This window comes from Luteitalea sp. TBR-22 (assembly GCF_016865485.1).
Classification (GTDB): domain Bacteria; phylum Acidobacteriota; class Vicinamibacteria; order Vicinamibacterales; family Vicinamibacteraceae; genus Luteitalea.
On record NZ_AP024452.1, the window covers coordinates 4,307,312 to 4,327,376 of the forward strand.

The 20,065-nt window shown below is 70.1% G+C and carries 18 protein-coding genes; 7 read left to right on the forward strand and 11 right to left on the reverse strand.

What is annotated here, in order from left to right; genetic code table 11:
• Positions 1 to 51 precede the first annotated feature (51 nt).
• On the forward strand, positions 52 to 921 hold the full coding sequence (locus TBR22_RS18040) for a hypothetical protein (RefSeq protein ID WP_239489241.1): 870 nt from the start codon (positions 52 to 54) through the stop codon (positions 919 to 921).
• A 74-nt stretch (positions 922 to 995) separates the two neighbouring features.
• On the opposite strand, the gene TBR22_RS18045 is transcribed toward TBR22_RS18040, so the two are convergent.
• Together TBR22_RS18045 and TBR22_RS18050 are read right to left on the reverse strand one after the other, a co-directional pair.
• Positions 996 to 2,390 carry a hypothetical protein gene (locus tag TBR22_RS18045; protein ID WP_239489242.1) on the reverse strand — a complete coding sequence of 465 codons (1,395 nt, stop codon included), beginning with the start codon at positions 2,388 to 2,390 and terminating at the stop codon, positions 996 to 998.
• Positions 2,391 to 2,407: 17 nt separating this feature from the next.
• Positions 2,408 to 3,973 carry a hypothetical protein gene (locus tag TBR22_RS18050; protein ID WP_239489243.1) on the reverse strand — a complete coding sequence of 522 codons (1,566 nt, stop codon included), beginning with the start codon at positions 3,971 to 3,973 and terminating at the stop codon, positions 2,408 to 2,410.
• A gap of 166 nt (positions 3,974 to 4,139) precedes the next feature.
• Between TBR22_RS18050 and TBR22_RS18055 the strand changes: the two genes are divergently transcribed.
• The 3 genes from TBR22_RS18055 (at position 4,140) to TBR22_RS18065 (ending at position 7,357) form a co-directional block, all read left to right on the forward strand.
• Positions 4,140 to 5,510 (forward strand): hypothetical protein, encoded by a 1,371-nt coding sequence (locus TBR22_RS18055; RefSeq protein ID WP_239489244.1) that lies wholly within the window; start codon positions 4,140 to 4,142, stop codon positions 5,508 to 5,510.
• A 430-nt stretch (positions 5,511 to 5,940) separates the two neighbouring features.
• Entirely contained in the window at positions 5,941 to 6,402 is a 462-nt protein-coding gene (locus TBR22_RS18060; RefSeq protein WP_239489245.1) for a hypothetical protein, read from the forward strand.
• Positions 6,403 to 6,526: 124 nt separating this feature from the next.
• Entirely contained in the window at positions 6,527 to 7,357 is an 831-nt protein-coding gene (locus TBR22_RS18065; protein ID WP_239489246.1) for a DUF1080 domain-containing protein, read from the forward strand.
• Positions 7,358 to 7,392: 35 nt separating this feature from the next.
• Here TBR22_RS18065 and TBR22_RS18070 read toward each other — a convergent pair whose 3' ends face one another.
• Both TBR22_RS18070 and TBR22_RS18075 read right to left on the reverse strand, forming a co-directional pair.
• The gene (locus tag TBR22_RS18070; protein WP_239489247.1) at positions 7,393 to 8,562 is read right to left on the reverse strand and encodes an MFS transporter; all 1,170 of its coding nucleotides are present in this window, start codon (positions 8,560 to 8,562) and stop codon (positions 7,393 to 7,395) included.
• Between the two features lie 59 nt (positions 8,563 to 8,621).
• Positions 8,622 to 10,793 carry a TonB-dependent receptor gene (locus tag TBR22_RS18075; RefSeq protein ID WP_239489248.1) on the reverse strand — a complete coding sequence of 724 codons (2,172 nt, stop codon included), beginning with the start codon at positions 10,791 to 10,793 and terminating at the stop codon, positions 8,622 to 8,624.
• A gap of 204 nt (positions 10,794 to 10,997) precedes the next feature.
• Between TBR22_RS18075 and TBR22_RS18080 the strand changes: the two genes are divergently transcribed.
• A complete protein-coding gene (locus tag TBR22_RS18080) occupies positions 10,998 to 11,429 on the forward strand; it encodes a GNAT family N-acetyltransferase (RefSeq protein WP_239489249.1) in 432 nt (143 codons plus the stop codon).
• Positions 11,430 to 11,433: 4 nt separating this feature from the next.
• On the opposite strand, the gene TBR22_RS18085 is transcribed toward TBR22_RS18080, so the two are convergent.
• Positions 11,434 to 12,594: an NAD(P)-dependent alcohol dehydrogenase gene (locus TBR22_RS18085; protein WP_239489250.1), complete on the reverse strand. Its 1,161-nt coding sequence runs from the start codon at positions 12,592 to 12,594 to the stop codon at positions 11,434 to 11,436.
• Between the two features lie 235 nt (positions 12,595 to 12,829).
• Here TBR22_RS18085 and TBR22_RS18090 point away from each other — a divergent pair, with 235 nt between their 5' ends.
• Both TBR22_RS18090 and TBR22_RS26805 read left to right on the forward strand, forming a co-directional pair.
• Complete coding sequence (locus tag TBR22_RS18090; protein WP_239489251.1) at positions 12,830 to 13,054, forward strand: NifU family protein; 225 nt, start codon at positions 12,830 to 12,832, stop codon at positions 13,052 to 13,054.
• A 1-nt stretch (position 13,055) separates the two neighbouring features.
• Positions 13,056 to 14,186 (forward strand): sigma-54-dependent Fis family transcriptional regulator, encoded by a 1,131-nt coding sequence (locus TBR22_RS26805; protein ID WP_305068738.1) that lies wholly within the window; start codon positions 13,056 to 13,058, stop codon positions 14,184 to 14,186.
• A 187-nt stretch (positions 14,187 to 14,373) separates the two neighbouring features.
• On the opposite strand, the gene TBR22_RS18105 is transcribed toward TBR22_RS26805, so the two are convergent.
• Genes TBR22_RS18105 through ccoN form a run of 6 tightly spaced genes read right to left on the reverse strand, consistent with a single transcriptional unit; the run spans position 14,374 to position 20,053 of the window.
• Positions 14,374 to 15,102: a sulfite exporter TauE/SafE family protein gene (locus tag TBR22_RS18105; protein ID WP_239489252.1), complete on the reverse strand. Its 729-nt coding sequence runs from the start codon at positions 15,100 to 15,102 to the stop codon at positions 14,374 to 14,376.
• Complete coding sequence (locus tag TBR22_RS18110; RefSeq protein ID WP_239489253.1) at positions 15,099 to 15,545, reverse strand: FixH family protein; 447 nt, start codon at positions 15,543 to 15,545, stop codon at positions 15,099 to 15,101. The genes TBR22_RS18105 and TBR22_RS18110 overlap by 4 nt, the downstream gene beginning before the upstream one ends.
• 3 nt (positions 15,546 to 15,548) lie before the next feature.
• Positions 15,549 to 17,039 (reverse strand): cytochrome c oxidase accessory protein CcoG, encoded by a 1,491-nt coding sequence (gene ccoG, locus TBR22_RS18115; RefSeq protein WP_239489254.1) that lies wholly within the window; start codon positions 17,037 to 17,039, stop codon positions 15,549 to 15,551.
• A 7-nt stretch (positions 17,040 to 17,046) separates the two neighbouring features.
• Complete coding sequence (locus TBR22_RS18120) at positions 17,047 to 17,637, reverse strand: cbb3-type cytochrome c oxidase N-terminal domain-containing protein (RefSeq protein WP_239489255.1); 591 nt, start codon at positions 17,635 to 17,637, stop codon at positions 17,047 to 17,049.
• Positions 17,634 to 17,849 (reverse strand): hypothetical protein, encoded by a 216-nt coding sequence (locus TBR22_RS18125; RefSeq protein ID WP_239489256.1) that lies wholly within the window; start codon positions 17,847 to 17,849, stop codon positions 17,634 to 17,636. The genes TBR22_RS18120 and TBR22_RS18125 overlap by 4 nt, the downstream gene beginning before the upstream one ends.
• The gene (gene ccoN / locus TBR22_RS18130) at positions 17,849 to 20,053 is read right to left on the reverse strand and encodes a cytochrome-c oxidase, cbb3-type subunit I (RefSeq protein WP_239489257.1); all 2,205 of its coding nucleotides are present in this window, start codon (positions 20,051 to 20,053) and stop codon (positions 17,849 to 17,851) included. The genes TBR22_RS18125 and ccoN overlap by 1 nt, the downstream gene beginning before the upstream one ends.
• Positions 20,054 to 20,065 lie beyond the last annotated feature (12 nt).

A 20,065-nucleotide genomic window follows, 5' to 3' on the forward strand; every position in this document is an offset into this window, starting at 1 on the left:
CCCAGCAACTGGCGGGCCACTCCAGAGACTCTGGCGAGGGAGAGCACGCTGATGAAGACCTACACGGTGGTCCTGAGTACCTTGCTGCTGGTACCGGTTACGGCCGACGATGTCGCCGCCCAAGCACGCGCGTCGCGCGCAGCCTCGTCGCGCAACGCGGCGGCGGTTGCCGCTCCAGCGCCGCCAGCCCCGAAATTGATGAACAACGACGATGTGCTGGGGATGATCACGGCTGGCCTCGACGAAGAAGTGATCGTCGCCGCCATCAGGAAGGCGCCAGGCAACGCCTTCGACATCTCGGCCACTGGCCTCGTGGCACTCAAGAAGGCAGGGGTATCTACCGGGATCGTGCGCGTGATGATCGACCCGACCGCGCCGCCACCAACGCCACCCGCGGCTGCGGCAGTCGTCGCCGCCGCTCCGCCCCCACCGGCCGTCTCGCCCTACCCGACAGAAACCGGCATGTACCTGAGATCCGGGGACAGCTGGAAGGACGTCGAACCGGAACTCGTCAACTGGAAGACGGGTGGGATGCTCAAGTTCATTGCCTCCGGTGGCTTCGCGTCAGCGCACACGAACGGTACCGTGTCCGGGCCACACAGCGCCTACACCGTCGGCATGCCCGGTGAATTCCTGATGGTCACACCGGAAGGGACCGGCATCACTGAGTACCAGTTGCTGGATATGTGGGAGAAGGACAGCCGCCGCGAGTTCCGAGCCTGGAAGTTCGGAGGACTCGGCGCGTCGAGCGGCACGGGCGAGAGCCTCCGCGAGTTCAAGTATGAGAAGGTCGCGTCCCGCACGTACCTGGTAAAGGTCGAGGGCTTGAAACTCGGCGAGTTCGGGTTCCTTGCGCCTGGCGGCGGCGCACCCTTGTCCGGCTCGGGTGCCGGAAAGATCTACACGTTCAACATCAAGTAGCCGTGTGATTCTGGCGGCCGGGCCGCGCGTTGGCCCGGTCGCCCTCCCTCACGGCGGTGGAACACCACGCGCACTCAGTGCACGCCGACGGCAACACCGGTACGCGTCGCACTGGATCCCGTCAACTGCCGCAGCCGACCTCTCCACGCCGTCGCGCGCTCGGGCGCCTCGTCTCGGTCGAACGCGGCGAGAATCCCGTACGACTTGCGCAGCCTATCGCCTGCCTCGTCCCGATCCGATCGTGACGGACGATCGAGGATCTGCTCGATCTGTGGCGCCGCCGCGAGTAGCGCCGACCTCAGGCCGAGGCGGTCGCCCTCGTCGTTGATGGCGAGCGTGCACAGCGAGTCGCACACGCTGCGGCTGCGCTCCTCCCACTCAGGATGGCCAGGCTGGCTCCCAAGGAGGCCCTCGACCAGCGGCAATGCCTCGAACAACCAACCGGCGGTGCGTTGCGGGGCCGACTCCTGGTTCGCGCGCGATGCGGCGTACAGGGCTAGCACGATCGCGGCCTTGACGGCTGGCTCGGATTCGGCGCCCGGGAGTTCCTGCAGCGCGCGCGCCTGATCCAGCGCCTTCTGCCACCAGCCGGTGGCATCCGTGCCGTGCTCCAGCCGCTCGTGCAGCGACAGCCATGCACAGGTCTGCAGCAACGAGACGCGATAGCGAGCCGACTCGGGCGCCTCGGCGACGATGGACTCCTGCAGGCGCACGCTCTCGACGTGGAGTGCCAGGGCGCGTGCCGGGTCGGTGCGGACGTCCAGGCGCCCGAGATCCTCGAGGGTGACGGCAAGGGAATGCCGGCGACGCAGATCGCCTGGCGCCGACGCCGCCAGCGCCGACGCGAGTTCGTGGGCGCGCGTGTACAGGACTCGCGCACGCGCCGCGTCGTGCGGCTTCACGGCATGCGCGAGCCTCGACGACACGTTGACCAGCCACTCGCGGTAGCGCTCGACCTCCGGCGCCCGCGCCGCTTCGCGCTCGGCGATGGCGAGCGCTCGCTCGTAATGCGCGACCTCTCGTCCCGGATGATGATCGGCCGTGTACTCGCCGAGCAGCACATGCACGTGAATGACCGCGCCGCGCTCGTCAACGCTGGCCGCGTGGTCCGTCTCGACGAGGTCGGCAATCGGGGCGAGCGCCGCGAGCAGTTCGCTCGCGCGACGACTCAGCGTCCCCGACGTCATGGTCGCCGGCACGACGACGTTCGCACCCAGGCGGAAGAGCATCCGCCGCGCGTCCGCCGGCCATTCAGTCGCCACCGCTGCCCACAACCGACGCCATCGCTGCACGAGGACCGGACCGAGGTCCGCGTCAGACGACGCGGCAAGCCAGGCACGCCATTCGGCGCGCAGCGGCTTGATGGCTTCCTGATCGGTCATCGCCGACAACCGCGCCAGGAGCGCGGGCGCGTCCGTGAGCGCGTCCAACGCCGCGTTGTGCTGCCCCGCCTGAAGGCCCGCGTCCATCGCCGTCACACTGAGCGCTATTTCTGGTTCGACGCCATCTCGGCGACCGCTTGTCGGCCGGCGCCGGACGAGACCGCGTAACTGCCCCACCCACCCGCCGCCGTCCACTCGCGGATCTCGTACGGCCCCTTGCGCTCCGGGCAATCGCGCGGCATGTGCTTCACCGCGAACCGGCTCGCGCCCTCGTGCTCGTGCCAGTACATGTCGGTGAGCAGGAACTCGGAGATGCGTCCGTCGACGCCGAGGTAGCCGACGGCGTGGCCGTAGTTGTCCTCCCACAGCAGATCGGCGCCATTGGTTCGAAGGCGGCTGATCAGTCGGTAGGGCAGGCCCATCGCCCCCGTCATCTCCAGCGACGGCAGCAAGTGCACCCGATCGGGCACCTGCCCGTCCATCCGGCACTGGAACTCCGGCGCCGACGCCTTCACCACGGTCGGTGGTCCCTGCAGGTCGACGACCGTGAGCGACGCCCGCGCGTGCTCGTTGAGCACCCCACCCGCCACGAGCCGAGGGCCCGCCGGCGTGTCGAGTTCCCCCAGCGAGAGCACCCATCCCGACTGGAACAAGCGCGTGCGGCTCTGCCCCGCGGGGTCGATCTCGATGACGAAGCTGGGCCACCAGAGGCTGTCGACATACGACGCCCACACGCGCTTCGGTCCGGGGCCGCGCGACACCGCGACCGCGCGCAGCTCCCAGGGCCCACGGAACGTCCGGTCGCCGCACTGCACCGAGAACTCCGGCGCCACCGACCACCGCAGCCGCCCATCCTCGCCAAAGGCCATCAGGCGATCGGTCGATGCGGGGATACGCCCGTCGCCGGAGCGCACAGGCACCAGGAACTCGGAGGTGCCATCGCCATCGATGTCCTCGAGCGCGACGCTGTCGGTGTTCGCGCCGTCTTCGCCCGTGGGCGGCCTGTCCTGCGTGGAGCGCACGGAGTGCCCCACGTCGTGACGCCACACGAGGCGGCCGGCACGGTCGTGGCCTTCGATGACTCGCCCCTCGATGTGCACGGTCGTGGCGGTCGCCCCCGACGCGGAGCCAGCGCCGCGACCAATCAGCACGCCAACGAGCAGCGCCGCGGCCGTCGCCCCCAGCCAGACGTACTCGCGCCACTTCGGGCGAGCGGCCGCGGCCGCAACCGGGGCCACGGCCTCGCTGACGACGGTCGGCCCCGCGGGCATGACCGCGGGCAGTCCCGCGTGCGGCCCCTCCTCCACCACGGCACGCGCTGCGATCGACGGCGCTTCGGGTACCGACACGGGTTCAGTGACGTCGCTCGCGACGCCAGACACGATGGCAGGCGGCGCGTCAGGACCGGGTGTCGGGGTACCGGTGTCGGGGCCGTCTGTCGGCGCCGCCGATGTCCCGAGTTCTCGCTGGACTTCCGAGCGCTCGAGCCACTCTCCGAGTTCGGCGCGGTAGGCGTAGACCACCTGCCCGTTGCGCGTCTTGAGGCGGTGGACGGGGAGGCACAACTCGTTCTCCCACCGCTGCACGGAGCGCACGCTGCGCCCCAGGTAGTCGGCGATTTCCTTCCAGCCGTTGAGGCGGCCCGCTGCTTCCATCGACTCGCGTGTCATCGGGGCGTCACCCATGGGTATGGATGAGGCACGTTACACCAGTGAGGGGCCGTGTCGAGTCCCAGAAATTGACACAATTGACAATGTGGCAGCATTGCTCACAAAGGCATTTTTTGCCCAATGGATTCGCGGGCGCGTGCGCCGTCCTCGTGACTAGAATCGGCGCGTGATCCTCCAGTTGCGCGGCCGCCGGCCCGCCACATCGACGGGCGTCTCTGCGCGGCTCGACGTCGGAGCCTCGACACTGACCTGCGGCCGCGAGACTGCACACCTGCCGTTGCGCGCCACGGCGTTGCTCGCCTTGCTCGCCGTCCGCCGACTCGACGCCGATCGCACCTCCCCCGAGAGTGGCTGGGTGACGCTCTCCGACATCTCGGGGCTGCACGAGTGGCATGGCGGCCAGTCCACCGCCAGCCTCGCGTCGCAGGTGCGTCGGGAGGTGAAGCGGATCCACCTCGCCTGCCCCGGCATCGTCGAGGCGCCCTGTCGCAGCCAGCTGCGGGGGCCGTTCCGTCTCGCGGCGCGGCCCACGATCGATACCGAGACGGCAAGGGCGCTGGCGAGACGCTTCGAGGTCGCCAATGCAACGCGCACTGCGTCGAGCGCAGAAGATGTCTACGGATGGATGGAGTCCGCCGAGCCCGTGTGGCGGACGATGCACTACCACGACAAGCCTGGTGAGGCGCTGTCCAACGTACCGCCGGTGGACGCCGTGCCGGCCTCCGATCCATTGCTGACGGCGATGGCCCTGCTGCTCACGGCGAAGCGGTTGCGCGACACGGGCGCCCTCGACCTCGCCGAGCGGACCGCGCACGAGGCCGAGGAAGCCGCCGCGAACATCCCGCCGCCGATCGTCCATTCGCTGCGCGGGCAGGCGACGCTGCAGCGCGCGTGGGTGGCTTATCGCCGCGGCCACCTCGACGACGCGGAGCGCCTCGTGAGCACGGTGATGGCGACGGCCAGCGACTTCGGGTTCCTTCGGCTCCAGGGGCAGGCGCTCAACCTGCGCTCGCTGATCTGGCGCACGCGCGGCATGTATCCGGACTCCCTGCGCGACCTCCTGCATGCGGCCCGCCTGTTCGTGGTGGAGGGCGACCTGCAGCACCTGTTCGCCGTGTACCACAACCTCGCGTGCGTGGTGTCGGTGGAAGCGATGGCCGAGACGGACGACAGTCGTCGGCGCGCCCGCCTGCGCGTGGCCCTGGCCTACTCGCAGCGGCACGAGTCGTACTGTCATCGGTACGCCATCGGCAGGAACAGCGTGCTGAACAAGCTGCTCCAGATCGGCCTGCTCAGGCAGCTCGGCGAGCGCGACGCGGCGCTGCGCCTGGCCGACGACGCCGAAGCCGTGGCGCTGGAGTCGCAGAACTTCCCCGATGCGCAGACGGCGCATCGTCACCGGCTGGCCATCTTGCTGGAGTCCTCGCGTCGCGACGAGGCCGCGGCGGTTCACGCGGAGACCCTCGGCGCGATCGAAAGCCCTGCGGTGCGACGACAGTTCGCGCGGATCTACCGCGAGGAGCGCGCGCGGGTGTGAACGGACGGACCAACGCAACGATTCGACATGTGGGACTGCGGCGAGCAGCGCCGGTCGCCCGCAGCGCTGCGGCGACGCCCGCGGGCCGGTCCACCGCGCCGTGTCCCCTCAACTCCGCCGAAGACGCGGAGGCACGCGTACCGCGGAAACAGCAGCACCCGCAAGTATCCAGTTTTCAAGGAGTTGACGCAATCGTTGCGAGCGACGGCTGCTGCCAGGTGCAGCAGCCAGGCCGCGGTGGGGCAGATCGAGGATCCCGCGCGCGTTTCCTCAGTCAAGCCTGACGCGAGCGCCCCCGGGCATTCTGACTCCACCGGACCGCACGCGCGCACGCTGACATGCGGGAGACCGCGTGATGCCGCGGCGTCAGACGCGCTCGCTGGCCTCGTCACCCCCGCAACGCCGTCAGCTACGCTATCGCGTACACCGCATGGCGATCCGCCACGGCGGGCGCCTGGTAGCGCGCCTGGCCTCGACGCTCGGGGAGGAATCGATGTCCACCAACCGCCACACCTACATCGCCGCCGCCGCGATTCTCTGGAACCTGATCGGCCTGATCATCTTCGTGCTGCGCGTGACCATCGGTCCCGAGCAGGTCGCCGCCCTCGCCCCGGCCGACCGTGCCGTGTTCGACGCCACGCCCGCGTGGCTGCTCGTCGTCTTCGGCGTGGCCACGGTCACCGGCGTCATCGGCGCAGTGGGTCTCTGGCGTCGCGCCCCGTGGGCAGGGCCGGTGCTCGGACTGTCGCTGGCCGCCGTGCTCGTGCAGATGGTCGGCATGTATGCGGCGACGCCGGCCTGGCAGGCGTCGGGACCCGCGGGGCTCGTGCTGCCCGCCGTGATCATCGCCTTGGGGGCGGCGCAGTGGCGATACGCCTCCACACGCGCCTGAGGGGCGTCGGCTCGGCGGCAGTGCCCGACGTGCGCGACGCACGTCACACGCCGCGACACCCTTCGTTTGCCCCACGATGTGACACCAAACGGATGCCTGGCGTGTGGGAGAATGCGCGCCATCCATGCTGACTCGTGTCCTCCCCTCCGCCGCGCTCGCGCTGCTGATGGCCGTGCCCGCGGCCGCGCAAGCGCCTGACGTCATCCACCTGTTCGACGGCAAGCAGTTCACCGAGCACTTCTACTCGTGGCTGGTCGACGACCATCTCGCCGATCCCGATCGCGTCTTCACGGTGGTCGACAACGTGGACGGCGCGCCCGCCATCCGCATCAGCGGCCAGAAGTGGGGCGGCATCACCACCCGGAAGGAGTACGAGACCTACCACCTGGTCGTCGAGTTCCGCTGGGGCAACCTCACCTGGGGCAACCGCAAGGACCGCGCCCGTGACAGCGGCGTCCTCGTGCACGCGCAAGGACGCGACGGCAACACCGGCAAGGACTTCAACGGCCCGTGGATGCACTCGATCGAGGCACAAATCATCGAGGGCGGGGTCGGCGACTTCATCCTGGTGGCCGGCACGGCGGAGGATGGCTCGAAGCTCGTGCCGCGGATGACCGCCACGACGCTGCGCGACCGCACCGGCGAGCTGTACTACGACCCGAACGGCGTGGCGATGGAACACTCGTCGGGGCAGCGCATCAACTGGTGGGGCCGCGACGCCGACTGGGCCGACAAGCTCGGGTTCGTCGGCGTGGCCGATGTCGAGGGCCACGGCAGCGAGTGGACGCGCCTCGAGGTGATCGTCGAGAAGGACCGCATCACCAACATCGTCAACGGCCGCGTCGTCAACGTCGGCACCAGGCCGAGCCTCTCGAAGGGCAAGATCATGATCCAGTCGGAGGGCGCGGAACTGTACGTGCGCCGCGTCGACCTGTACCCCGTCGCGAAGAGATAGCCCGCGGCGGGCCTGCCTTCCGGGGCGCGCCACGATCAGTGCACGGACTCGCCGAGGTGGAGCCGGCGGCGCGCCACCAGGAAGTACGGGAGGGCGATGGCGGCCAGGACGGCCGCCAGGCCATACGCCGCCCGGAACCCGTGGGCGCGCACCATCCAGCCGGTGGTGGCCGAGCCGACGCCGATCCCGGTGTCGAAGGCCGCGAGGATGGCGCCGAACGCCGCGCCCCGCCGCGCCATCGGAATCGACCCCATCACCAGCGCCGCGAACGACGGCCAGACCAGGCCGAATCCCGCACCGAACAGCAGGCCCGCCGTCGCGAAGGCGGTGCGGCCAGCCGCCGTCGCCAGCACGGCCAGCCCGCACACCGGGAACAGCAGGCTCACCATGAGCACCGGCGCGGCGCCCCATCGGTCCAGGCGCCGCCCCACCGCCAGGCGACCGGTGATCACCGACACGGCCATCGCCGACAGGAAGATGCCGCGCGGCGTGATCCCCAGCGCATCGGCGAAGAGCGCCGAGAACGAGGTCAGTCCGCCGTAGCCGAACGAGATCATCGACAGCGTGACGGCGAGCGCGATGACGCGCCACTCGATGCCGAAGCGCCGCGGCGGCTCGTCGATGGGCGCGCCGGCCGCCAGCGCGGCCTCACGCTCGTCGGGCAGGAACCACCCGACGGTCGTCATCATCAGGTTCAGCGCCGCCAGTTCGAGACATAGCACGAACCACCCGAGGTGGTACACCCAGAATCCGATGGTCGGGGCGATGCCGATCGCCAGGATCGACGCCATGCCCCAGTACCCGAGCCCCTCGGCGCGGCGCGCCGGCGGGATGGTTGCCGTGGCGTAGGCGCTCGATGCCGCCATCAATGCCGACCAGACCACGCCGTGCAACACCACCAGGCCGAGCAGCAGCCGGTTGTCGCGCACCAGCGCGTACGTGGCCGTGATGACCGACAGCGATGCGCCGGCCAGGATCAGCGTCCGGCGGTGCCCGATGCGATCGGAGAGGGGCCCCGTGAACGGCGCGGAAACCGCACAGGAGATGGTGAGCAGCCCGAGGAACCAGCCGGCCGACGCCTCGGTGCCGCCGAGCGCCAGCATCCGGTAGGGCGCCACTGGCAGCAATTGGAACACCGAGATGAAGACCAGGAAGCTGAAGGCGAACATGGTCAGGAATCGCGGTGTCACGAGAGGCGGCGTCATCGGGATCAGTATCGGGGATCGGGCACCGGGCACCGGGCACCGGGCACCGGGCGGCACTTTCAGCGACGGCCTGCTCGCAAGGCCACACCTACCTGCACCGACGCGCCGGGCATCGGGTAGCCGGGGCGGTAGGCGTACGTCGTGTCGAACAGGTTCTCGACGGCCACGAACAGGTCGGCCCGGCCACCGCTGCGTGGCAGCGTGACCGACGGGCGTGCGTTGACCACCGTGAACCCGTCCACCTGCTGGGGGTTGACCGCCGTCGCCGTGCGCGCACGGGCGAGCACCGTCATCGCCGACTGGTGCTGCACGTCCACGGCGAGCTGGAGGGGACCGAACCGCCCGGTGAGCGCCGCGACGATCGAGCGCTCGGGCAGGTACGGCAACGACGGAATCGACGCATCGAGCAGCGTGCCTCCCACGAACGCCCGCCAGCCGGCGCCGAGGTCCTGCTGGACCGAGACGTCGAGGCCGCGCACCGTGTGGGCGCCGAGATTGAGGAACGTCGGCCGCGCCACGCGCGGCGGAAAGGCGAAGACGTACCGCCTGGCGTACTCGTCGTGGAAGACGGCGGCATCCACGCTCGTGCCGCGGCGCGGGGTGAGCGCCACGCCCACCTCGACGTGATCGACCTGCTCGGCCTCGAGTTGGCGCCACGACTGGCCGAGCGGCGGAATCAGCCCGGAGAGCGCCACGACCTCCTGCCCCGGATACGACAGCCCGCGCGCGTAGCTGACGCGTGCCGCCAGCACGCCACCGGCGCGCACGACGAGGCCGGCGTGCGGACTGGCGGCCGACGGAAACACCGAGTGGTCGTAGACTCGCACGCCTGCCGACGGCTGGATCGACCACGTCCCTCCGATCGGCACGACGCGGTCGGCCGCGACGTGTGGCCCGACGATGGTCAGCGTGTCGCCCTCGAAGCGCGAGGGCGGCACCGGCGGCACCGTGTCGTAGCGCACGTCGCCGTCGATGCGGTCGACGTCGAGGCCGGCCGACACGTGCACGCCGGCCCACGCCAGCACCTCCTCGCGCCAGCGCACGCCCGAGAGCGCGAACCGGGTGAACGTGTCGCCGTCGGGCGGCGGCTGGCCGCGCCAGTTCCCCTCACCGCGGTTGGCGTAGGCCTGCAGGCTTCCGTTGACGCTGGCCCCGACGTGCGCGAGCGACAGCGTCGCGAGCGTCCCGCTGGTGCCGAAGCGCCCTGCCCTCGTGTCGGGCTGACCAACCACTCCCGGATCCGAGGCGTCGTTGTCGGCCGCCAGCGCCGTCGCGGCGACGGTCCATCCCGGCGCAATCCGCCAGCCGAGCCGCACGAACAGATTGGCCAGCCGGCCGTCGGCGGCGGGGCGATGACCGTCGGACCGCGCGAAACCCTGCGCCACGGCGAAGTCCCACGCCCCGGCTCGACCGCTGACCTCGGCCTGCTGCACCACGGTGGAGAAGCTGCCGGCGCTGGCGCGCAGCGATGCGCCCACGCCCTCGCCGCGCGCCCGCCGCGTCGAGAGGTCGATCGCGGCAAACGCATTGCCGAACGCCTCGGGCTGCGGCCCCTTGTGCACCTGCACGGCATCGAGGCTGCTCACCGGCAGCAGGTCCAGCAGCGGATGCCCCCAGATGCCCATGTAGAACGGCACCCCGTCGACGTAGGTCTTGAGCTCGCTGCCGGGACGGCTCATGCCCGTGCCCCGCACGAACACCGCACCGCCCGACTCGCCGCCGAAGGCCCCCACCGGGTTGAACCGCGAGATGGTGACGCCCGGCGTCCTGCGCAACGCCGAGGCCAGGTCGACGGCGTTCAACTGCTCGACCTGCAGGTCGGTGACGACGGTGCGGCTGGCGCCGAAGGAATCGACCGTCGTCGCATCGACGACGAGCGGGCTGACCGACACCTGTTCCTCCCACCGTTCGAGGGCGAGCACGACCCGCATCGGCGCGTCGTCGGCCGGGACGGCGAGGCGGCTCGGCTCGAAGCGCGGTCGCTCGATGCGGACCTCGGCCGGCGACGCGGCGGCGTCCACGCGCAGCGTGAAACGGCCCTCGCCGTCGGTGGACGTGGAGGCCACCGTCGCGCCCGCCGTCGTCACGACCGTCACCGTGGCGGCAGGCACGCTGCGTCCCGCGGGATCGAGCACGGTGCCCGACAGCACGCGGGACTGCGCACGCAGGCCGACGCTCGCTGCCGCGACCAGCGCGAGCACCATCGTCAGGGCCCGCAGGCCGCGAGGCACACGTGCGGCGCCGATACATCGCAAGTTCGTCAATCTCATCTGGAAGTGTGCGCCGGCTGGTGCGGACCGCGGGGCGAACCAGACGATTCTATCCGCTGGTGCGCACCCGGCGCGCCGGCGCGCCTCGATGGCGACGGGTTCGCGCGCCCGGACGGGCGAACCGGCACGGCCCGGATGCGTATCTCATGAGTCTAGGAGGTTCCGGTGCCCATCCGCTGGACACACACGATCGACGACATCGACTGGCACGAACTGGAAGCGCTGTATCGGGCCGCACCGCTCGGCAACAAGAACGCCGACGACCTGCGCGTGGCGTATGCCAACAGCCGCTATCGCTGCTTTGCATGGGAGGACGGCCGCCTGGTCGGGGCGGGGCGCGCGCTCGCCGACGGCGTGGACTGCTCCTACGTGTGCGACGTGGCCGTGCTGCCCAGCCACCAGGGCACCGGGGTCGGCAAGGCCATCGTCCAGCAGCTGGTCGACCTGTCGCGCGGCCACCGGAAGATCATCCTGTACGCGGTGCCCGGCAAGGAGGCGTTCTACCGGCGCTTCGGCTTCCTCAGGATGCGCACGGCCATGGCCATCTTCCCGGATCAGGCCAAGGCGATCGCCGACGGGTACGTCAGCGAGGACTGACGCATCACGGGGCGGACATCATGACCACGACCTTGCCGCGAGCCCGTCCCTGCTCGAGATAGCGGATCGCCTCGGCCGCCTGCGCGAACGGCAGCGTCCGGTCGATCTGCGTGCGCAGCGTCCCATCCGAGAGCCATCGTGCGACGAGGTCGAGGTCGGCCGCGTTGGCCTTCGTGACGAAGAAGGTCATCGTCGACGACCCGACCCGGGATCGCAGCATCATCGCGAGCACCCGCGGCAGCGGGCCGAGCCACACCGCGTCGTGGGGCGTGCCGCCGCCGATGCCGACGTAGCGTCCGCCCTCCGCCAGGACGCCGCGGATGGCCCCGAGGGCGTGGTTGCCGACGGTGTCGAAGATCACGTCGTACCTGTCGGGCAGGCGCGTCACGTCGGCGCGGGTGTAGTCGATGACGCGTTGCGCCCCGAGGCCCTTCACCATCGCGACGTTGCGCGTGCTGCACACGCCGGTGACGGTGGCGCCCAGCTGCCGTGCAATCTGCACGGCGAAGGTCCCGACCCCACCCGACGCCCCGTTCACCAGGACCTGCTGCCCGCGCCGTACCTGCCCGTGGTCGCGCAAGCCCTGCAGGGCCGTGATGGCGGCCAGGGGCGCCGCCGCGGCGGCCTCGAAGGACACCCCGTCCGGCTTGCGCACGACACGCGTCGTCGGCACCACCACGTACTCGGCGAGCGCCCCGTTTCGCATGCCGAACACCGCATCGCCGACGGCAAGGCTGTGCACGCCTGGACCGACGGCCGCGACGATGCCGGCAAAGTCGACGCCGACACGGATGTCGGAGGGCTTGCGCAGCCCGGTCGACAGCCGCATCACGCGCGGCACGCCGCGCATCTGGTGCCAGTCGACAGGGTTGACCGACGCCGCGCGCACCCGCACGAGCACCTCGCCCGGGCCGGGCGACGGGCGCGCGATCCGCGCCATTCGGAGCACGTCCGGGCCGCCGTACTCGCACTGCACGAGGGCGGCCATCGGCGTCGGTCCGGTCGGCAGTGGTCCCTGGTCGCAGACGTTGCCCGACCGCACGTACGCGACCGTGAAGGCAACGCCGAGCACCACGAGCGCGGCGCTCACTCCCCAGCGAAGCACGCGCCCGACGCGGCTCCGCCAGGCTCCCCGATCGACCCGCCCCTTCGTCATGACTCTCATGGGACGGCCGCCGAGGGCCAGCGGTTCAGCGCCAGCGGGCGAGCAGGTGTGATGAACCCGGAAGCCGGAGCTGGAAGCCGGGGTCCGGCGAGCCCGTGACTGGCGCGGCATCGCCGCACTGTTCGGCCCGGCGCCAGCCGGCCGACTTACCGGATTTCCGGCGTGACTATCAGAATCGTCTGACAGACGCCGGAGAGTCGGCGGTGCTACCGTGGGCGATCGGAGAGGCTCGCCCATGCCCAGTCGCACGGCCGTCGAAGGCGTGCTCACGCGCGTCCGGCCCTACCTCGCTGCCGACGGTGGCGACATCCAGCTGGTGGAGCTGGCGGGCGACGAGGTGCGCATACGGCTGGTCGGTGCGTGCGCCGACTGTCCCACCTCCCACATGACCCTCCACGTCGGCATCGAGCGGGCGCTGCGCCGCCTCGACCCGGGCCTGCGCCTCGTCCAGGTGGCGTGACATGCCTCCGCCAGACCGTGTGCCGTTCTCCCTCGAGTCCATCGTGGTGGGACGCAATCCGCGGATGCGCGCCATCTTCCGGTACCTGGCGCTCGTCGGTCCGGGTCAGGGCACGATGCTGGTCACCGGCGAGAGCGGCACCGGCAAGGAGGTGGTCGCCAACGCGCTGCACCTGCACAGCACGAGGCGCGACAAGCCGTTCGTCGCGGTGAGTTGCGCGCTGTTCTCCGAGAGCCTGATCGAGTCCGAGCTCTTCGGCCACGAGCGGGGGGCGTTCACCGGCGCCGTGAGCAGTCGCGCCGGCCGCTTCGAGCGCGCCGACGGCGGCACGCTGTTCCTCGACGACATCGACGACGTGCCCCTCTCGATGCAGGTGAAGCTGCTGCGCGCGCTGCAACAGCGGACGATCGAGCGGCTCGGGGGCACCCGCCCCGTCCCCGTCGACGTCCGCGTCGTTGCCGGGACCAAGCGCGACCTGCAGCAGCTCGTGCGCGAGGGCCGCTTCCGCGAGGACCTCTACTACCGGCTCAACGTGCTCTCGGTGAGCCTGCCGCCGCTGCGGGAGCGCCGCGAGGACATCCCGCTGCTGATCGCGCACTTCCTCGAGCGGTTCTTCGCGCGGCGCGGCGTGCCGCCGGCGCCGATCTCCGATGGCGTGATGCAGGCGCTGATGGCGTACGACTGGCCCGGCAACGTCCGCGAGCTCGAGAACGCCTGTGAGCGGATGGCCGAGAGTTGCACGTGCGGGCAGATCCGCATCGGATGCCTCGGCGCGAGCATCCTGTTCGACGAGGCTGGCCTCGACGTCCCAAAGGAGGGGCCGTCCGAGGCGCCTGGCCGGCACGCATACGGTGGTCAGGGGTGGGACGACCTCGCGGGCGGACCACTCGACGCCCCGGCCGGTCCCGCCTACGAGCCCGGCGGCGCCAGCGGTCAGCAACTTGCCGCACCGGGCCCAATCAGCCAGCTCGGTGGGCTGTCGCTCGACGAGTACCTGCGGCGGGTCGAGGCCGAGTGCATCGCGTCGGCGCTCACGGCCAGCGGCGGCAACAAGTCGCGCGCGGCGCGCCTGCTCGGCATCAAGCGGTCGACGCTGGGCGATCGCATCGCCCGCTGCGGCCTCGAGCCCTAGGGATGGCAGTCGGCAGTCGGCTGTCGGCAGTCGGCAGTCGGCAGTCGGCTGTCGGCTGTCGGCTGTCGGCAGTCGGCAGGAAGATCACTGACCGTCGACATGAATGTCGACGGCCACAGACTGCCCACTGATCGCCGGCGCGAACTCCCGACGGTTCGTAGCGGTCGACCTTCAGGTCGACCGTGAGTCAGTGGTGGTGTGCGTGGACGGCGGTGTCGGTGGCGGCTGCTGGCGCATGCGCGCCGTGGGGCGCCGACACGCCGCGCATGATGAGCAGCACGCCGACGAGCGCGAGGGCCACGGGCGCGGCGGAGCGCATGACGCGCGGCACTCGGGCGGTGAACGCACCGCCGGCGATGCCGAGCGCGGCGAGCACGGGGGTGGTGCCCACCGCAAAGGCGCCCATGAACAGCAGCGCCTGACCGAAGTGCCCGAAGCCTGCGGCTGCCGTCAGCGCGGCGTAGAGCAGGCCACAGGGAAGCAGACCGTTCAGGGCTCCGAACAGCAGCGGTCCACTCACCTGGTGGGTGCGCATCCACGCGCCGGCGCGCCCGAGCGCGCCGGTGACGCCAGCCGCGAGCCGGTGGGTGCCCAGTCGCGCGGACACGACGCGGGTCGCCGCCAGTCCCTGCAGCAGGAGCGCGACGCCAGCCAGGATCGCCAGGGCACGGCCGAGCCCGAGCTGCGCGAGCGCGCTGCCCGCCAGGCCTGCCGCGGCGCCGAGCACGAGATACGTGCAGAGGCGCCCGAGATGGTAGAGCGTCGCGTGGGTGGCCAGACGCGGCGTCGACACGTGGGCGTGGGCGCCGAGCCCCTGCCCCTTGGGCGTCGCCAGCAGCACGAGCGGCCCGCACATCGCCGCGCAATGCCCGCTGCCCACCAGGCCGAAGGCGAGGCCGGCCAGCAGCGCGGTCATGGCAGGCGGATGTCGCGCTCGACGTAGTAGTCGCGCCCGTCGGCCGACCACTGCAGCTTGATCCGCCAGTGCCCGCTCGGCAGGCCCGCGGTGGCCATGACCTGGGCACCGTCCGCGCCAGGAACGAGCGCCTCGGCGCGATCGGCGCGCGCATCCGACGCGCGGTACAGCGTCGCCGTGCCGCGCACGCGCGAGGCCATCTCCCGTGGCAACTGCAGGCGCACCTGCCCGCCCTCCACGCGCGCCGACACGGCCTGGCCGAGCCCGTCGGCATTGGCCGTCGCCTGCATGCGGCGATCGTGGGCGAGCGCCTGCGCGTAGTAGTCGTCGCTCACGAGCTCGACGTCGCGGGTCATGGCGAAGGCCACGAAGCCGACGGTGCTCAGCGCGAAGGCCGTGTAGAAGATGGCGATCGCGACGCCCCAATGAATGCGGATCTTCATGCCTCAGTCCTTGCGCTCGCGGCGCTCGCGCCCGTCGTGGCGCTCCTCGCGTCCGTCATGGTGCTCCTCGGCGTTGGGAATGGCCAGGAACGACGTGTCGACCATCTCCACGAGTTCGCCGGCCTGCGTCACCTCGATGCGGACGGGCGTGCTGGTGCCGGTCACGGCCGATCCGGGCAGGCGCAGGAGCAAGCGGCTCTGGATGATGCCGTACGGCGCCATGTCGCCGATCGGGCCGAGCGGCGTGATGCTGCCGCCCTTCGGCTCGACGACGCGGTACTGCAGCGTGTACGGCGAGTTGGTGCGGTTGATCACCTGCACGTTGTAGAAGTTGCTCACCTCGCCGTCGTCGAGGGTGGTCTGCAGCGTGCCGGGCTGGCGGAGGATCAGCACGTCCATCGCCGGACGACGCGCGATGAGCGTCGCCGCCGTCGCCAACATCAGCAGCCAGACGGTGGCGTACGCCTTCACGCGCCAGCTCAGGCGGTTGGGCTGGCTCGTGCGGACCGCCTCCTCCGACGTGTAGCGGATCAGGCCCTTCGGCCGCTCGATGCGCGCCATCACGTCGTCGCAGGCGTCGGCGCACGCGGTGCACGCGACGCATTCGAGCTGGATGCCGTTGCGGATGTCGATGCCGGTCGGGCACACGGTGACGCACTGCCCGCAGTCGATGCAGTCGCCCCTCGCCGCCTCCTGCGCCCCGCGGGTCATGCGACCGCGCGGCTCGCCGCGGGTGCGGTCGTAGGTGATGGTGATGGTGTTCTGGTCGACCAGCGCGCCCATCACCCGGCCATAGGGGCACGCCAGGGTGCACGCCTGCTCGCGGAAGCGCGCGAACACGGCATAGAACACGAGGCTGAAGACGGTGATCGCGAACAGGCCGGCGACGTGCTCGCGCGGCGGGTCGGTGACGATGGTCCAGAGCGTGTCGGCGCTGATGATGTAGGCCAGGAACACGTTGGCGATCAGGAACGACAGCCCGAAGAAGATGGCGTGCTTGAGCGCCTTGCGCCACGCGGTGTCGAAGGTGATCGGGGCCTTGTCGCGCCGCACCTGCTGCTGCGCCGATCCCTCGATCAGCCACTCGATCTTGCGGAACAGCATCTCGAGGAAGATCGTCTGCGGGCACATCCAGCCGCACCAGATGCGTCCGACCGCCGAGGTCACCAGGGCGATGGTCAGGAAGCCGGTGAGCACGCACAGCACGAGCAGGTAGAAGTCCTGCGGCCAGAAGACGATGCCGAAGACGATGAACTTCCGCTCGAGGACGTTGAGCAGCAGGATGGGCTGCCCGTGCAGCGTGACGAACGGCCCGAAGAACAGCAGCGCCAGCAGCACGTAGCTGACGTACGTCCGGGCGGCGTAGAACCGCCCGGACGGCTTGCGTGCATAGACCCACTTGCGCCGGCCGTCCTTGTGGACGCTGGCCAGTTCGTTCCGGAAGTCGTCGTGATCCTCGTCGAACCCGTGGGGCGCCGTGGTCTCGGTCGTCATGGTCTGGCTAGCTGCAGGGCTTTTCCCGATCGGGGTTGACCGCGCGCGGGTTGACGGGGTTGCTCCCCTGCTTCGAGAGCACGTAGCTCACCACCTGCAGGAGCTGCTCGTCCGACAGCTTCTTGCCGCTGCCGTACGGCAGCATGCCGAGCGGCGGGAAGCCCGTGGTCACGTTCTTGACCAGTTCCGCCGGCGTGCAGCCGTGGATCCACAGGTTGTCGGTGAGGTTCGGGCCCACGAGGCCGCCGAGGTCCTTGCGGTGGCACGAATGGCACAGGTTGTCGTTGCCCTCGAAGATGGCCTGGCCCCTGGCGAGGCTGTCGGCGTCGGTGAGGGCGGCGAGCGTCGCGGTCGGCCCGGCCGCCTTCGGCCGGGTGGCGGCGAGGCGATTGGCCGCCTCGACCTCCGCGTTGTACTCGGCCACCATGCCCGGCTGCCCCCAGATCGGCGTGGGAAGCATGTGGTAATTGATCGCGTACACGATCCCGAAGACGATGGTGAAGTAGAAGCCATAGAGCCACCACCGCGGCAGCGCGTTGTCGAACTCGCGGATGCCGTCGTACTCGTGGCTGAGCAGTTCGTCCTTCTTGTCGCTCACAGCTTGGCTCCTCGCAGGGCGTCGCGGCGCGCCTCGGGCGCGGACGGGTACGCATCATCGTCGAGCGGCAGGGACGCGTAGGTCGCCAGGTCGCGGCGATCCAGACGCAGCGCCCACACCAGCATCACGACGAACACGGTCAGGAAGATGAGCAGGGAGAGGACGGGAAACACCTCGATCCCCACGATCGTGCGGAGCACTTCCTTGTACATCAGCGGCCTCCCCCGTTCGGCAGCAGCGCCGCCTGCGTGGCCTCCGGCTTCGCCTTGGCGTCGGTGCCGAGGCGCTGCAGGTAGGCGATGAGCGCGACGATCTCGCGATCGGCGGACGTGTCCATGCCGGCGCCCTTGAGGCGCTCGGCGATCTGCGCGGCCTGCGCCTGCATGTCGGCGCGGGCCTGCTGCTCGTAGCCATCGGGGTAGGGCACGCCGAGCTTGCGCAGGGTGATGATCTTGCCCTCGATGTGCGTGTCGTCGAGCTTGTCGGTGTACATCCACGGGTAGGCCGGCATGATCGAGCCCGGCGAGGTGGACCGCGGGTTCTTCATGTGGAGGAAGTGCCACGAGTCGGGGTACTTGCCGCCGACGCGGTGCAGGTCCGGCCCGGTGCGCTTGGATCCCCACAGGAACGGGTGGTCGTACACGAACTCGCCGGGCTTGCTGTACTCGCCGTACCGCTCGGTCTCGGCGCGCATCGGGCGAATCATCTGCGAGTGGCAGCCGAGGCAGCCCTCGCGGATGTACAGGTCGCGGCCCTCGAGCTCGAGCGGCGTGTAGGGGTGCACCGTCGCGATGGTCGGGATGTTGGCGCGGATCAGCGCGGTGGGGATGTATTCCACGGCGCCGCCGATGATCACGGCCAGCAGCGTCAGGACGGCAAACTGCGTCGGCCGTCCCTCGAGGGCGCGGTGCCACGCGGTGCCGGCCTTCTCCGGCAGGGCGCGCAGCGGCACGGCCTGCGCCTCCTCGCCCGGCTGGAACACGCCGGACTTCGCCGTCTTGTACAGGTTGAAGAGCGCGAGCAGGGAGCCGACCAGGAAGATGGTGCCGCCACCGATGCGCAGCCAGTACATCGGCAGGATCCGGACGACGGTCTCCAGGAAGTTGCCGTAGCGCAGCGCGCCGTCCGGCGTGAACTCCTTCCACATCAGCGACTGGGTGATGCCGGCGATGTAGAGCGGGATCGCGTAGAACAGCACGCCGAGCGTCGCGAGCCAGAAGTGCGTGTTGGCCAGCTTCACCGAGTACAGCTTCGTGCCGTAGATGCGCGGCACGATGTAGTACAGCATCGCGAACGTCAGCCCGCCGTTCCAGCCGAGGGCGCCGACGTGCACGTGGGCGATGATGTAGTCCGTGTAGTGCGTGATGGCGTTGACGTTCTTGAGCGACATCATCGGCCCCTCGAACGTCGACATGCCGTAGGCGGTGACGCCGACGACGAGGAACTTCAGCACCGGATCCTCGCGGACCCGATCCCACGCGCCGCGCAGCGTCAGCAGGCCGTTGACCATGCCGCCCCACGAGGGCGCGATGAGCATGAACGAGAACACCGTGCCGAGCGTCTGCGCCCAGTCGGGCAGCGCCGTGTACAGCAGGTGGTGCGGGCCGGCCCAGATGTAGATGAAGATCAGCGCCCAGAAGTGGATGATCGACAGCCGGTACGAGAACACGGGCCGGCCCGAGGCCTTCGGGATGAAGTAGTACATGATCCCGAGGAACGGCGTGGTCAGGAAGAACGCGACCGCGTTGTGGCCGTACCACCACTGCACCAGCGCGTCCTGCACGCCGGCGTAGAACGAGTAGCTCTTGAGGAACGTGACCGGCAGCTCGAACGAGTTGACGACGTGCAGCAGCGCCACGGTGATGAACGTCGACAGGTAGAACCACACCGCCACGTACATGTGGCGCTCGCGCCGCTTGAAGACGGTGCCGAGCATGTTCAGGCCGAACACCACCCACACCAGCGTGATCGCGATGTCGATCGGCCACTCGAGCTCGGCGTACTCCTTGCTCGTGGTGATGCCGAACGGCAGCGTCAGCGCGGCCGAGACGATGATCAGCTGCCAGCCCCAGAAGTGCAGCGTCGACAGCAGGTCGCTGAACATGCGCGCCTTGCACAGGCGCTGCAGCGAGTAGTACACGCCGACGAAGATCGCGTTGCCCGCGAAGGCGAAGATCACCGCGTTGGTGTGCAGCGGGCGCAGGCGGCCGTACGACAGCTGCGGGATGAAGTTCAGGAACTCCGGCATCACCAGCTTCAGGGCGATGATCAGCCCGACGAGGAAGCCGACCACGCCCCAGATCGAGGTCGCGATGATGAAGTTCCTGACGATCGCGTTGTCGTACGCGAAGGTCTCGACGGCAGCCGACTGCTGCGCGCTGGGCCCGGCACCGGGCGACTGATTCACGTCATGCATGGATTGGGACCC

Coding starts and splice junctions, on each gene's coding strand:
- TBR22_RS18040 (WP_239489241.1), top strand. CDS start 52: ATGAAGACCTACACGGTGGTCCTGAGTACCTTGCTGCTGGTACCGGTT.
- TBR22_RS18045 (WP_239489242.1), bottom strand. CDS start 2,390: ATGGACGCGGGCCTTCAGGCGGGGCAGCACAACGCGGCGTTGGACGCG.
- TBR22_RS18050 (WP_239489243.1), bottom strand. CDS start 3,973: ATGACACGCGAGTCGATGGAAGCAGCGGGCCGCCTCAACGGCTGGAAG.
- TBR22_RS18060 (WP_239489245.1), top strand. CDS start 5,941: ATGGCGATCCGCCACGGCGGGCGCCTGGTAGCGCGCCTGGCCTCGACG.
- TBR22_RS18065 (WP_239489246.1), top strand. CDS start 6,527: ATGCTGACTCGTGTCCTCCCCTCCGCCGCGCTCGCGCTGCTGATGGCC.
- TBR22_RS18070 (WP_239489247.1), bottom strand. CDS start 8,562: ATGACGCCGCCTCTCGTGACACCGCGATTCCTGACCATGTTCGCCTTC.
- TBR22_RS18085 (WP_239489250.1), bottom strand. CDS start 12,594: ATGAGAGTCATGACGAAGGGGCGGGTCGATCGGGGAGCCTGGCGGAGC.
- TBR22_RS18090 (WP_239489251.1), top strand. CDS start 12,830: ATGCCCAGTCGCACGGCCGTCGAAGGCGTGCTCACGCGCGTCCGGCCC.
- TBR22_RS26805 (WP_305068738.1), top strand. CDS start 13,056: ATGCCTCCGCCAGACCGTGTGCCGTTCTCCCTCGAGTCCATCGTGGTG.
- TBR22_RS18105 (WP_239489252.1), bottom strand. CDS start 15,102: ATGACCGCGCTGCTGGCCGGCCTCGCCTTCGGCCTGGTGGGCAGCGGG.
- TBR22_RS18110 (WP_239489253.1), bottom strand. CDS start 15,545: ATGAAGATCCGCATTCATTGGGGCGTCGCGATCGCCATCTTCTACACG.
- ccoG (WP_239489254.1), bottom strand. CDS start 17,039: ATGACGACCGAGACCACGGCGCCCCACGGGTTCGACGAGGATCACGAC.
- TBR22_RS18125 (WP_239489256.1), bottom strand. CDS start 17,849: ATGTACAAGGAAGTGCTCCGCACGATCGTGGGGATCGAGGTGTTTCCC.
- ccoN (WP_239489257.1), bottom strand. CDS start 20,053: ATGCATGACGTGAATCAGTCGCCCGGTGCCGGGCCCAGCGCGCAGCAG.